The 12300-nt window shown below is 63.4% G+C and carries 11 protein-coding genes and 1 pseudogene; 5 read left to right on the top strand and 7 right to left on the bottom strand.

The genetic code is table 11. The features are described 5' to 3' along the window. Window positions 1-272: 272 nt before the first annotated feature. The 3 genes from DNK10_RS23270 to DNK10_RS23260 all read right to left on the bottom strand — a co-directional run bounded on the left by DNK10_RS23270 (window position 273) and on the right by DNK10_RS23260 (window position 2273). Entirely contained in the window at window positions 273-779 is a 507-nt protein-coding gene (locus tag DNK10_RS23270; RefSeq protein WP_131193195.1) for a DUF1993 domain-containing protein, read from the bottom strand. Between the two features lie 64 nt (window positions 780-843). Continuing rightward, complete coding sequence (locus DNK10_RS23265; RefSeq protein WP_131193194.1) at window positions 844-1314, bottom strand: MaoC family dehydratase; 471 nt, start codon at window positions 1312-1314, stop codon at window positions 844-846. Beyond that, window positions 1311-2273, bottom strand: a complete 963-nt coding sequence (locus DNK10_RS23260) for an alpha/beta hydrolase (protein ID WP_131193193.1) — start codon at window positions 2271-2273, stop codon at window positions 1311-1313. The genes DNK10_RS23265 and DNK10_RS23260 overlap by 4 nt, the downstream gene beginning before the upstream one ends. Before the next feature lie 155 nt (window positions 2274-2428). On the opposite strand from DNK10_RS23260, the gene fadD2 reads away from it, so the two are divergent. The 3 genes and pseudogenes from fadD2 to DNK10_RS26225 form a co-directional block, all read left to right on the top strand. Further along, window positions 2429-4111: a long-chain-fatty-acid--CoA ligase FadD2 gene (gene fadD2, locus DNK10_RS23255; RefSeq protein ID WP_131193192.1), complete on the top strand. Its 1683-nt coding sequence runs from the start codon at window positions 2429-2431 to the stop codon at window positions 4109-4111. A 555-nt stretch (window positions 4112-4666) separates the two neighbouring features. Further along, window positions 4667-6355 carry a long-chain-fatty-acid--CoA ligase FadD1 gene (gene fadD1 / locus DNK10_RS23250; RefSeq protein ID WP_131193191.1) on the top strand — a complete coding sequence of 563 codons (1689 nt, stop codon included), beginning with the start codon at window positions 4667-4669 and terminating at the stop codon, window positions 6353-6355. An 82-nt stretch (window positions 6356-6437) separates the two neighbouring features. Next, window positions 6438-6704, top strand: a pseudogene (locus DNK10_RS26225) (efflux transporter outer membrane subunit); the annotation flags it as partial. A 72-nt stretch (window positions 6705-6776) separates the two neighbouring features. Here the strand turns inward: DNK10_RS26225 and phnE are convergent. From phnE to DNK10_RS23230, 4 genes are read right to left on the bottom strand one after another with little or no spacing between them, the layout of a single operon-like run. Beyond that, a complete protein-coding gene (gene phnE / locus DNK10_RS23245) occupies window positions 6777-7544 on the bottom strand; it encodes a phosphonate ABC transporter, permease protein PhnE (RefSeq protein WP_131193190.1) in 768 nt (255 codons plus the stop codon). Continuing rightward, the gene (locus DNK10_RS23240) at window positions 7541-8368 is read right to left on the bottom strand and encodes a PhnE/PtxC family ABC transporter permease (RefSeq protein ID WP_131193189.1); all 828 of its coding nucleotides are present in this window, start codon (window positions 8366-8368) and stop codon (window positions 7541-7543) included. Before DNK10_RS23240 ends, phnE begins: the two co-directional genes overlap by 4 nt. Beyond that, the gene (locus tag DNK10_RS23235; RefSeq protein ID WP_131193188.1) at window positions 8362-9159 is read right to left on the bottom strand and encodes a phosphonate ABC transporter ATP-binding protein; all 798 of its coding nucleotides are present in this window, start codon (window positions 9157-9159) and stop codon (window positions 8362-8364) included. Before DNK10_RS23235 ends, DNK10_RS23240 begins: the two co-directional genes overlap by 7 nt. After that, a complete protein-coding gene (locus DNK10_RS23230) occupies window positions 9156-10007 on the bottom strand; it encodes a putative selenate ABC transporter substrate-binding protein (RefSeq protein ID WP_131193187.1) in 852 nt (283 codons plus the stop codon). The genes DNK10_RS23235 and DNK10_RS23230 overlap by 4 nt, the downstream gene beginning before the upstream one ends. Window positions 10008-10166: 159 nt before the next feature. Here DNK10_RS23230 and selD point away from each other — a divergent pair, with 159 nt between their 5' ends. Continuing rightward, on the top strand, window positions 10167-11201 hold the full coding sequence (gene selD, locus DNK10_RS23225; protein WP_131177721.1) for a selenide, water dikinase SelD: 1035 nt from the start codon (window positions 10167-10169) through the stop codon (window positions 11199-11201). Next, the gene (gene mnmH, locus DNK10_RS23220) at window positions 11201-12295 is read left to right on the top strand and encodes a tRNA 2-selenouridine(34) synthase MnmH (protein ID WP_131193186.1); all 1095 of its coding nucleotides are present in this window, start codon (window positions 11201-11203) and stop codon (window positions 12293-12295) included. Before selD ends, mnmH begins: the two co-directional genes overlap by 1 nt. Window positions 12296-12300: the final 5 nt, after the last annotated feature.

Below are 12300 nucleotides of genomic sequence, written 5' to 3'. Positions count from 1 at the left end.
TTCTGCCGATTATCTTTGTTGAAGATAACCAGATTTGACCTGTCTTGGTGCGATGCCTTCTGGGCATGCACCAACAGGTCACGGGCGACTCAAGACGTTTTTGCCTGCAAGGTGGCGGGAGCGGACGTAGGGTGGACAACGCTCTTTTTGTCCACCATGGCGGACTAGAGTGGCGGATGAAAAGAGCGTCAGCTACGCGCCCCGATCCACCCTACGGGTGGGACGGCCAGCAGCAGTCCATCAATGCCCTTACAAAAATCTCGAGCAGGTTCTCAGCGGGTGCCGAGGAAGTCGCGCTTGCCGATCCCGACACCATTGTGGCGCAGGATGGCGTAGGTGGTCGTCAGGTGGAAATAGAAGTTCGGCAATACGTGATCGAGCAGAAAGGCCAGCCCCAGGAAGTGGGTTTCCTTGTCACGACGCTTGAGCGTCACGGTGCGATCTTCACTGCCATCGAGCTGCGCGGTGCTGATGCCCTGCAGGAAGCTCAGGGTCTTGGCGATGCGCGCCTGCAATTCGGCGATGCTGGTCTCGTCATCGGCGTAGCTCGGTGCTTCGATGCCTGCCAGCAGGGCGGCGCCGGTTTTCGCGGTATCGCAAGCGATCTGCACCTGGCGGCTGAGCGGGAACATGTCCGCTGCCAGACGTGCGTTGAGAAAGACGCTCTGCTCGATCTTGCGGGTTTCGGCGTTGGCCGCAGCGATGCCGAGGATGGTCGACAGATTGTTCAACTGGCGAGTGAAGACCGGAATCGAGATGTTGTACATGGACAGGGACATGGGGTGCTCCAGGGGGAGTCAGGGGAGAGGGGCGCAGACCTGGAGGCCTGCGCTCGCGAGGGCATCAGCCGATGCTGATCGGCGGCAGGGTAGCCAGTTCGACAGTCAGCGCCTTGCGCGGCGCGATGATTTCCGCTTCGCCGTCTACCACCAGCTCGTCGTTCTGGTTGAACACACGGGTGGCGATGCGCACGCGGAATTTCGGCAGTTTCTCGAGGATTTCCAGGCGTACGGTGAGCGTGTCACCGAGTTTGACCGGTTTCTGGAAGCTCATCTGCTGGCCCACGTAGATGGTGCCTGGGCCGGGGAGGGTGCAGGCCACCGCCGCACTGATCAGCGCGCCGCTGAACATGCCGTGGGCAATGCGCTCGCGGAACATGGTGGTGGCCGCATACTCGGCGTCCAGATGCACCGGGTTATGGTCGCCGGAGACGGCGGCGAACAGCAGGATGTCGCGTTCTTCCACGGTTTTGCTGTAGGTGGCGGTCTGGCCGACTTCGAGACTGTCGTAGGGCGTGTTGCTGCTTTGTGTCATGGATTGGGTTCCTGAGGAAGTGATGGTCGCTGGCGGGGCTGCTCCAGTGCCTGTTCCAGCCAGTCGATCAGGTCGCGGGTGACCTCGTCACGGTTCAGCTCGTTGAGCAGTTCGTGGCGGGCCTGGGGGTAACGTTTGAGTGTCGTGCGGGTATGCCCTGAGCGGTTCAGGGCGTCGGCCAGGTGTTGCAGGCGCTGGCCCTGGCTCACCGGGTCATGGTCGCCCCCGATGATCAGCACGGGCAAGTACGGATCGATCTGCTTCAGGTGGGCGGTCGGGGTGATCTGTTGCAGGCCTTCGAGCAAATCGAGCCATAACTGGTTGCTGCAGCGAAATCCGCACAGTGGGTCGGCGATGTAGCGGTCGACCTCTGTCGCGTCACGGCTGAGCCAGTCGAAAGCGGTACGGGCAGGTTTGAAGGCCTTGTTGAAGGTGCCGAACGACAGCCAGTCGATCAGCCCACTGCGGCCATTCGCACCCTGGCGCCAGCGCTCGAAGCGGGCGATCAGCGTGGCAGCCTGGTAAACCCGCAATGGCTGATAGTTGGAGCCGGACAGAACCGCGCCCTGCACGCTGCTGCTGTGGCGCATCAGGTAGGCCATGGTGATGAAGCTACCCATGCTGTGGCCGAACAGAAAGATCGGTGCCTGTGGCCATTGCTGACGGATGTGGTGATTGAGCGTCGAGAGATCGCCTACCACCCGTGCCCAACCATCCCGATCAGCGTAATGGCCAAGGCTGCCGTGCTGCGCCGTCTGCCCATGGCCGCGTTGATCGTGAGCGTAGAGGTCGAAACCAGCCGCTACCAAGGCTTCGGCCAGGCGGGCGTAGCGGCCGCTGTGCTCGGCCATGCCGTGAGCGAGCATCAGCACCGCCCTGGGGGCGCGCTCGGCATGCCAGTGGTTGACGTACAGGGGGACGTCATCACTGCTGTCGAGCCAAAAGGTGCGGTGCTGCATGGCAATTCCTTGAGCCTGCGTATGCCGCGCATTGTAGACCGCGCAGGGGCTGAAATTCACGGTATTGATTGTAGGTTTGCGAGCAGGTGGTCGGCTGCTAAGTTCACTGGAGCCTTGAGGCTCAACGGATATTCAGGGAAATGAGGACAACAACAATGCAACCTGATTTCTGGAACGACAAACGCGCCGCTGGCGTGCCCAACGATATCGACATGAGCGCCTACCAGTCGGTGGTCGAAGTGTTCGAACGCTCCTGCAAGACCTTTGCGGATCGGCCCGCCTTCAGCAACCTGGGCAGAACGCTGAGCTACGGAGAGCTGGATGAGCTTTCCGGCGCGTTCGCCGCCTACCTGCAGCAGCACACCGATCTCAAACCCGGCGACCGCATCGCCGTGCAGATGCCCAACGTACTGCAGTACCCCATCGCGGTGTTCGGTGCGCTGCGCGCCGGCCTGATCGTGGTCAACACCAACCCGCTGTATACCGCCCGCGAGATGCGTCACCAGTTCAAGGACGCCGGGGTGCGCGCGCTGGTGTACCTGAACATGTTCGGCAAGCTGGTGCAGGAAGTGCTGCCCGACAGCGATATCGACTACCTGATCGAAGCGCGCATGGGTGACATGCTGCCCACGCTCAAGGGCTGGCTGGTCAATACCCTGGTGAAGAAGGTCAAGAAGATGGTGCCCGACTACCATCTGCCCCAGGCGCTGTCGTTCAAGCAGGTGCTGCGCGAAGGCGCCAGCCTGTCGGCCCGGCCGGTCACCGCCGTGCAGGACGATATTGCCGTGCTGCAATACACCGGCGGCACCACCGGCGTAGCCAAGGGCACCATGCTCACCCACGGCAACCTGATCGCCAACATGCTGCAGGCCGACGCCTGCATGTCCCAGCACGGCCCTGACGGCGTCCCGCTGATGAAGCGCGGCCAGGAGGTGATGATCGCGCCGCTGCCGCTCTATCACATCTATGCCTTCACCGTGAATTGCATGTGCATGATGGTCAACGGCAACCACAACGTGCTGATCACCAACCCGCGCGATATTCCCGGTTTCATCAAGGAACTGGGTAAATGGGAGTTCTCCGCGCTGTTGGGGCTCAACACTCTGTTCGTGGCGTTGATGGATCATCCGGACTTCAGGAAACTCGACTTCAGCCACCTCAAGGTCACCAATTCGGGCGGCACCGCCCTGGTCAAGGCCACTGCCGAACGCTGGCAGAGCCTGACGGGTTGTACGGTGGTCGAAGGCTACGGCCTCACCGAGACCTCGCCGATAGCCAGCGCCAACCCCTACGGCGAGTATGCGCGGCTGGGCACTGTGGGCATTCCGGTGCCGGCAACCGCCTTCAAGATCATCGATGACGACGGCAACGAACTGCCGCTGGGCGAGCGGGGCGAGCTATGCATCAAAGGCCCGCAGGTGATGAAGGGCTACTGGAATCGAGCGGACGCCACCGCCGAGGTGCTGGATGCCGAAGGCTGGTTCAAGTCCGGCGATATCGCGGTGATCGACGAGGATGGCTTCGTGCACATCGTCGACCGCAAGAAGGACATGATCATCGTCTCCGGCTTCAACGTGTACCCCAATGAGATCGAGGATGTGGTGATGGCCCATAGCAAGGTGGCCAGTTGCGCGGCCATCGGCGTACCCGATGAAAAGTCCGGGGAGGCGGTCAAGCTGTTCGTGGTCAAGCGCGACAGCAGCCTCACGGCCGAAGAGCTGAAGGCTTACTGCAAGGACAACTTCACGGGCTACAAGGTACCGCGGCACATCGTCTTCCGGGATTCGTTGCCAATGACACCGGTAGGCAAGATCCTGCGGCGTGAGCTGCGTGATTAGAGCTACAAGCCGCAAGCTTCAAGCGGCAAGTTAGAGGCGCCGGCCGGATGGTTGCCAACCCCTCACTCGCCGTCGAGTGGCGCCTGCGCGGCTCAAGCTGTCCCGCGGATCGCGCTTCTAGTCCGTAGGATGGGTCGGGCCGCGTAGGTGAAACCCATCGGCAATTGATGGGTTTCACCCATCCTACGACTGCGCTCGACCCACGCTACTCGACCGAGGTTGGACGTAGCCGCCGTCGTCGCTGCTCTATAGCTCTTTCGATCCCTTCTCTCTATTGCCAATCTCGCCCGGCAGAAAAAGTTGCAGGCGTCTATCATGGGCCTTGCCTGCCGTCCGATGACTTCTGCAGATCAATCGCGGTTGAAAAAGCTTTGTGACTATTAATTTTTTTTGGTCACTTTCGATACTGGCTGGCCGTTTCGAGCTCTGGTCGGTATCTGGCAACTCTGCTACTCTCGGCCCGCTTTCGCCTCATAGGGGCCGAACAGTAGGCATACATACAACAAACAACCGCATACGCGGTGAAGACAAGCTGTTGCTTAGGAGTGGGTGTCCATGACCGAAAACTTCTGGACGGACAAGTATCCCGAGGGGATCGCGGCCGAGATCGATCCCGACCAGTACCCCAACGTTCAGGCGGTGCTGAAGCAGTCCTGCCAGCGGTTCGCCGACAAGCCCGCGTTCACCAATCTGGGCAAGACCCTCACCTACGGTCAGCTGTTCGAGCTGTCCGGTCATTTCGCTGCCTACCTGCAGCAGCACACGGATCTGCAGCCCGGCGACCGCATCGCCGTGCAACTGCCCAACGTTCTGCAATATCCGGTGGTGGTTTTCGGTGCTCTGCGTGCCGGGCTGGTGGTGGTCAACACCAACCCGCTGTACACCGCCCGGGAAATGGAACACCAGTTCAAGGATTCCGGTGCCAAGGCGCTGGTCTGCCTGGCCAACATGGCCCACCTGGCCGAGCAGGTGGTGCCCAAGACCGGCGTGACGACGGTGATCGTCACCGAGGTCGGCGACATGCTGTCGCCGCTCAAGCGCCTGCTGGTCAACGCCGTGGTCAAGTATGTGAAGAAGATGGTGCCGGCCTACAACCTGCCAGCCGCCATCAAACTCACCGATGCCCTGAGCCAAGGCCGTGGCAAGGCGGTGAGCGAGGCCAGCCCCGCTGCTCACGAGGTCGCCGTGCTGCAATACACCGGCGGTACCACCGGTGTGGCCAAGGGCGCGATGCTGACCCACCGCAACCTGATCGCCAACATGCTGCAATGCCGCGAGTTGATGGGTTCCAACCTCAACGAAGGCAGCGAGATCCTGGTCGCACCTTTGCCGCTGTACCACATCTACGCCTTCACCTTTCACTGCATGGCGATGATGCACTGCGGCAACCACAACGTGCTGATCACCAATCCGCGTGATCTGCCGACCATGGTCAAGGATCTGTCCAAGTTCCAGTTCAGTGGTTTCGTTGGCCTCAATACCCTGTTCGTGGCGCTGAGCAACAACGACGGCTTCCAGAAGCTCGATTTTTCCAAGCTCAAGGTCACCCTGTCCGGTGGCATGGCGCTGCAGCAAGCGGCGGCCGAGCGCTGGAAACAGGTGACCGGCTGCGCCATCTGCGAAGGCTACGGCCTGACGGAAACCAGCCCCGTGGCCTCGGTCAACCCCATCACCAATATCCAGATGGGCACCATCGGTATTCCGGTGCCGTCCACTGAGTTCAAAGTGATCGACGACCAGGGCAACGACCTGGCGCTGGGCGAAACCGGCGAGCTGTGCATCAAGGGCCCGCAGGTGATGAAGGGCTACTGGCAGCGCCAGGAAGCCACCGACGAAGTGATCGATGCCAACGGCTGGTTCAAGACCGGCGACATCGGCATCATCCAGCCAGATGGCTACATTCGTATCGTCGACCGCAAGAAGGACATGATTCTGGTGTCCGGCTTCAACGTCTACCCGAACGAGCTGGAAGACGTGCTGGTGACCCTGCCGGGCGTGCTGCAGTGCGCCGCCATCGGTGTGCCGGACGAGCGCTCCGGGGAGTCGATCAAGGTGTTCGTGGTGGTCAAGCCGGGCATGACCCTGACCAAGGAGCAAGTCCTGCAGCACATGCACGACAACCTCACCGGCTACAAGCGGCCCAAGCAGGTCGAGTTCCGCGAGAGCCTGCCGACCACCAATGTCGGCAAGATCCTGCGCCGCGAGCTGCGTGACGAAGAGTTGAAGAAGCTCGGCAGCAAATAGCCCGCCGCATGCTGTACCGGAGGCCCTGCACTGCAGGGCCTTTTTCATTGCACTTCAGTACCGCGGTTCGTTGGTACGCGCTTACCAGCGCACCGTACTCGGCGCCTGGCATGAAGTGGACGACGCCATGGCCGCCTACCAGGTCCAGCAACGCCGTCACGATCATCTGCAAGAGGCCGTGGCGCAAAGCCGTGAAGAGCAGCAATACGCCCAGGGCACGGTGGACTACCTCAACGTGCTATCGGTGCAGCACGCCTTGCTGGTCAACGAGGAGGAACTGGTGGACAGCAGCCAGGCCACCTCGCTGGCCCTGGTGGCGCTGTACAGAGCCCTGGGTGGCGGCTGGCAGGGTCGATCGAGCCCTGACGGAGGCGCGATGTGCCGTTTGATCTTCTCGCCAGCAGGCGAAGCCTGTCCGGGATTAATTGCGCACCCAGCGCTGCCGCGTCCAGCCGCTGAAGGCATCCACCGCGAGCACCAGCAGCAACATGGCAAGGATTACCGTGCTGGCCTGGGCTTCCTGAAACAGGCTGAGGCTCACGTACAGCATCTGGCCCAACCCGCCTGCACCGACGAAGCCCATGATCGCCGCCATGCGGATATTGTTTTCCCAGCGATAGAGGGTGTAGGCCAGCAGCTGTGGCCACAGGGAAGGCAGGGTGCCGTAACAGAAGGCCATCCACGCTCCGCCACCCTGCAAGCGAATGGCCGCGGCCGGCTCCTGTGGTGTGTTTTCCAGCGCTTCGGCGAACAGCCGGCCAAGCACTCCGGCGGTGTGCAGTGCCAGGGCCAGGGTGCCGGCGTTGGGGCCGAGGCCGGCGGCCAGTACCATCAGCACCGCCCAGACCAGCTCGGGGATGGCGCGTAGGGCATTGAGCAGCAAACGCGTGACGCTTTGCAGCGGCCAGCCCAGGCGACCAGCCGCAGGCAGGGCGAGGAACAGGCCCAGCAGGGCGGCGAGCAGGGTGCCCAGCGCCGACATGGCCAGGGTTTCCATGGCACCCCGAGCAGTGGCCTGCAGGTGCTCGCTGCTGAAATCCGGGCTCATGAAGCGCAGCGCGTAGCTGCCCATCTGCCCGAGGCTGTCACCGCTGACCAGGCTGAGCAGATCCAGGCCGAGGTAAAGGAAGGAGCCGATCACCGCGGCGGTGATAGCCAGCACCAGCAAGCCGTTACCCAGGCGCTTCATGCGAACCTCCCGCGCAGCAGGCGGCTGAGCTGGTCGGCCAGTAGCACCAGCACCAGGAAGGTCAGTAACATGCTCGCTACCTCGGCACCGGCGAACATGCGCATGGACAGGTCGATCTGTTGACCCAGGCCTCCAGCGCCGACGAAACCCATCACCACCGAGGCGCGTACCGCGCATTCCCAGCGGTACACCGTGTAAGAGGTCAGTTCCGCCGCCGCATTGGGCAACACACCGTAGGCGAATGCCGCCAGGCGTCCGCTGCCCGATTGCAGCAGGGCGTGCACCGGACGTTGATCCACCGATTCGAAGATTTCCGCATAGACCTTGCCGAGCATCCCCGCGTAGGTGATGGCGATGGCCAGCACGCCCGCGGTAGGGCCGAGGCCGACGGCACGCACGAACAGCAGTGCCCAGACGATTTCCGGCACGCTGCGCAGGATGATCAGCAACCCGCGCACCGGCCAGCGCAGACATTGACCGAGCAGGCTGGGGCGCCCGCCGCGGGACGCCGCCGACAAGGACAGCGCGCGGCTGGCCAGCAGGCTTGCCGGCACCGCCAGCAGCAAAGCCAGGGCCATGCCCGCGGTGGCGATGGCCAGGGTCTGCAGGGTGGCGTCCAGCAGCAGGGCAAGGAAGTCGGCATCCTGAGCCGGCGGCCAGAAGTCCTTGAGGAAGCTGCCCATCGACTGGCTGCTGTCCGGCTGCAGCAGTACCGTCAGATCCAGCTCGGCCAGCCGGATACCCGGCCATAGCAGGGCAAGGGCCAGCAGGCTCAGGAGCAGACGTGGAGCGGCCGCGGGATCGCGCCGGTCGCTTCTCAGCATCGCGGTGCCCAAAGGCTGGCGGACGCCTCGCTGTGGGGTGCCGGGCTCAGTTGCTCGTTGGCATACAAGGCATCCAGGCGCTGCCGGTCGACTTCGCTGGCGTTCAGGTCGAAGACGACCTGCCCATCGCGGATGCCGATGATGCGCGGGAAATGCGCCAGGGCAAGTTCCACCGTATGCAGGCTGGCGACCAAGGTCACCTGATTGGCCTCTGCATGGCGGCAGAGTAGCGACAGCGTGTGCTCGGCCAGGCGCGGATCCATCGCCGAGACCGGTTCGTCGGCGAGCAGCAGCTCTGGCGCCTGATACAGGGCCCGGGCAATGCCGACCCGTTGCAACTGACCGCCAGACAACTGGCCGCAGCGGGCGAACAGCTTGTCGGCCAGATCCAGCTGCGCCAGCTCGGCGCGTGCGCCGGGAATGTCCAGTGGGTGCAGCAGGTTCAGCAGGCTCTTGCCCAGGCTCCACTGGCCGAGCTTGCCGGCCAGCACCGCAGTGATCACCCGCTGCCGCGCAGGCAGCGGCGGCGCCTGATGAATCAGGCCGATGCGCGCGCGCAGCCGCTGACGTTGGCGGCTCGACAGTTGCCAGGGGCTTTCACCAAGCACCTCAAGCTCGCCAGTGCTCGGTGCCAGCGCCGTGGCCAGCAGATTGAGCAGGCTCGACTTGCCGGCGCCGGACGGGCCGATGATCGCCACCCGCTCGCCGCGAGCGATGCTCAGGTGCAGATCCTCGAGTGCCTGAACGCCGTTGCCGTGCCTGAGGCCGATGCCGGACAGGCGCAGGGTCATTTCAGCAGGTCGGCAGCACGGGCAGCCTCTTCGATGCCCTTGTAGTTCTCGGGCTTGGTGTCGATGAAGCGGCTCGCCGCCTGCAGATCGAGGATCGCCTTGTGCTCCGGATTGGCCGGGTCGAGGGTCAGGAAGGCCTGCTTGATCTTCTCGGCCAGCGCCGGGTCGAGGGTGCCGCGTACCGTCCAGTTGTAATCGAAGTAAGTCGGTGTGGTGGCGAACACCTTGACCTTGTCGGTATCGACCTTGCCGGTGTTGACCAGCTTGTCCCATACGCTGGCGTTGAGCACGCCGGCATCGACCTTGCCAGCCTGCACCCAGGCGGCGGTGGCGTCATGGGCACCGGAGTAGGCCACGCGGCTGAAGAAGGTTTCCGGCTTGATACCGTCCTGCAGCATGAAGTAGCGCGGCATCAGGCTGCCCGAGGTGGACGACACCGAGCCGAAGGCGAAGGTCTTGCCCTTCAGGTCGGCCAGCGACTTCACGTTCGGGTCGGCGGTGATGAACGTGCTGGTGAACTCGGCATCCTGTTCGCGCTGCACCAGGGGAATGGCGTTGCCCGTCTTCAGATGCACTTGCACGAAGGTGAAACCGCCCAGCCAGGCCATGTCGAGGCGATCGGTGGCCAGCGCCTCGACCACTGCCGGGTAGTCCGCCACCGGGACGAACTCGACCTTCATGCCCAATTGCTGCTCAAGGTAGGCACCCAGCGGCTTGAACTTGCGCAGCAGTTCGGTCGGCGCCTCGTCGGGAATGGCCGACACGCGCAGGGTTTCGGCGGCGTGGGCAGTCAGGGCGGAAACCGACAGGGCGAGGCCGGCGGCGAGCGCCAGGGTGCGCTTGAGCATGGGAGTTCTCCGGTTCAATAGCGGAAAAAACGGATAGCAGCGCCAAGACAGGCGCTGCAAAGGATTCGTTAGAGAGCGCGGCGATTATAGGAGGCGCCGCGAGAAAGACCAGCTTTGCTAGAATCCGCGCCCTGTTTCCCAGTTGCCGAGAGCATTGCCATGAGTGAGCCGATCCGCCTGACCCAGTACAGCCATGGTGCCGGTTGCGGCTGCAAGATTTCCCCCAAGGTGCTGGAGGTAATCCTCGCAGGCAGCGGCGCACAGAATCTCGACCCGAATCTCTGGGTGGGCAATGCCTCCCGGGACGATGCCGCCGTGTACGCCCTCGACGAGGAGCGCGGCGTGGTCTCGACCACCGACTTCTTCATGCCCATCGTCGACGACCCCTTCGACTTCGGTCGCATCGCGGCTACTAATGCGATCAGCGACATCTACGCCATGGGCGGCGACCCGCTGATGGCCATCGCCATTCTCGGCTGGCCGGTCAATCTGTTGCCGCCGGAAGTCGCACGCGAGGTGATTCGGGGTGGCCGCGCAGTCTGCGATGCCGCCGGTATTCCGCTGGCCGGCGGGCATTCCATCGACGCGCCGGAGCCGATCTTCGGCCTGGCGGTAACCGGCGTGGTGCAGAAGAAACACATGAAACGCAATGACACCGCCCAGGTCGGCGACACGCTGTACCTGACCAAGCCGCTGGGTATCGGCATTCTCACCACCGCTGAGAAAAAAGCCAGGCTGCGTGCCGAAGACGTCGGCCTGGCCCGTGACTGGATGTGCACCCTGAACAAGCCGGGCAGCCGCTTCGGCAAACTCGGTGGGGTCACGGCGATGACCGACGTCACCGGCTTTGGCCTGCTCGGGCACCTGGTGGAAATGGCCGACGGCGCGCGGCTCAGCGCGCGCCTGGACTATGCCGCCGTGCCGCGCCTGCCGGGCGTCGAGCACTACCTCGCCGAGGGTTGCGTACCGGGTGGCACGCTGCGCAATTTCGACAGCTACGGCGAGCGCATCGAGGCGCTCAGTGACGAGCAGCGCGACCTGCTCTGTGATCCGCAGACCAGCGGCGGTCTGTTGATCGCCGTCAGCGAGCAGGGCGAGGCCGAGTTCCTTGCGCTCGCCGCCGAACTGGGGCTGGAACTGGCGCCCATCGGTGTGCTGGTCGAACGACAGCGTCACGCGGTAGAGGTGTTCTGATGCGCGACGACGCCCACAACTACCGCGAGCTGTTTCTCACCGATGTACCGATGATGGATACCCGTGCACCGGTGGAGTTCGTCAAAGGTGCCTTCCCTGGCGTCGTCAACTTGCCGCTGATGAACGACCTGGAGCGGCAGAAAGTCGGCACCTGCTACAAGCAGCACGGCCAGGCAGCCGCCATCGAGCTGGGCCACCAACTGGTCGGCGGCCAGACCAAGGCGCAACGGGTCGAAGCCTGGGTGGCCTTCGCCGAGGCCAATCCCCAGGGCTATCTGTACTGCTTCCGCGGCGGGTTGCGTTCGCAGATCGTCCAGCAATGGCTCAAGGAGGCCGGCATCGACTACCCGCGGGTGGTCGGTGGCTACAAGGCCATGCGTACCTTCCTGCTGGAGACCCTCGAACAGGCGGTGGAGCAGTGTCGGTTCGTGGTCGTCGGCGGCATGACCGGTACCGGCAAGACCGATGTGCTGGCGCAACTGCCCAATGCCCTGGATCTGGAAGGCCATGCCAATCATCGCGGCTCCAGCTTTGGCAAACGCGCCACCGGCCAGCCGGCACAGATCGACTTCGAGAACAGCCTGGCCATCGACATCCTCAAGAAGCGTGCGGCGGGCATCGAGCAGTTCGTGGTGGAAGACGAGGGGCGTATCGTCGGTAGCTGCAACGTGCCGCTGGCGCTGTACCAGGGTATGCAGCGCTATCCGCTGGTCTGGCTGGAGGACAGTTTCGACAACCGTGTCGAACGGATCCTGCGCGACTACGTGGTCAATCTGTGCGCCGAGTTCATCGGCGTGCAGGGTGAAGACAGCGGCTTCGGACTGTTCGCCGAGCGGCTGCTGCAGAGCCTGAACAATATCCACAAACGCCTGGGCGGTGAGCGCCATCAGCGCCTGCTGGCCATCATGCAGGCTGCCCTGGACGAGCAGCGGCGCAGCGGTACGGTAGAGCTGCACCGTGGTTGGATCGAAGGTCTGCTGCGTGAGTACTACGACCCGATGTACGCCTATCAGCGCGACAGCAAGGCCGAGCGAATCGAGTTCGCCGGCGATGAAGCGGCGGTCATCGCCTACCTGCGTGAGCGCCGCGCCTGAGGGCA

The organism is Phytopseudomonas daroniae, from assembly GCF_004327275.1.
Taxonomy (GTDB): domain Bacteria; phylum Pseudomonadota; class Gammaproteobacteria; order Pseudomonadales; family Pseudomonadaceae; genus Aquipseudomonas; species Aquipseudomonas daroniae.
The sequence above is the reverse complement of the archived record's forward strand: the minus strand, read 5'-3'. Positions and strand labels throughout refer to the sequence as shown.

Coding starts and splice junctions, on each gene's coding strand:
- DNK10_RS23270 (WP_131193195.1), bottom strand. CDS start 779: ATGTCCCTGTCCATGTACAACATCTCGATTCCGGTCTTCACTCGCCAG.
- DNK10_RS23265 (WP_131193194.1), bottom strand. CDS start 1,314: ATGACACAAAGCAGCAACACGCCCTACGACAGTCTCGAAGTCGGCCAG.
- DNK10_RS23260 (WP_131193193.1), bottom strand. CDS start 2,273: ATGCAGCACCGCACCTTTTGGCTCGACAGCAGTGATGACGTCCCCCTG.
- fadD2 (WP_131193192.1), top strand. CDS start 2,429: ATGCAACCTGATTTCTGGAACGACAAACGCGCCGCTGGCGTGCCCAAC.
- fadD1 (WP_131193191.1), top strand. CDS start 4,667: ATGACCGAAAACTTCTGGACGGACAAGTATCCCGAGGGGATCGCGGCC.
- phnE (WP_131193190.1), bottom strand. CDS start 7,544: ATGAAGCGCCTGGGTAACGGCTTGCTGGTGCTGGCTATCACCGCCGCG.
- DNK10_RS23240 (WP_131193189.1), bottom strand. CDS start 8,368: ATGCTGAGAAGCGACCGGCGCGATCCCGCGGCCGCTCCACGTCTGCTC.
- DNK10_RS23235 (WP_131193188.1), bottom strand. CDS start 9,159: ATGACCCTGCGCCTGTCCGGCATCGGCCTCAGGCACGGCAACGGCGTT.
- DNK10_RS23230 (WP_131193187.1), bottom strand. CDS start 10,007: ATGCTCAAGCGCACCCTGGCGCTCGCCGCCGGCCTCGCCCTGTCGGTT.
- selD (WP_131177721.1), top strand. CDS start 10,167: ATGAGTGAGCCGATCCGCCTGACCCAGTACAGCCATGGTGCCGGTTGC.
- mnmH (WP_131193186.1), top strand. CDS start 11,201: ATGCGCGACGACGCCCACAACTACCGCGAGCTGTTTCTCACCGATGTA.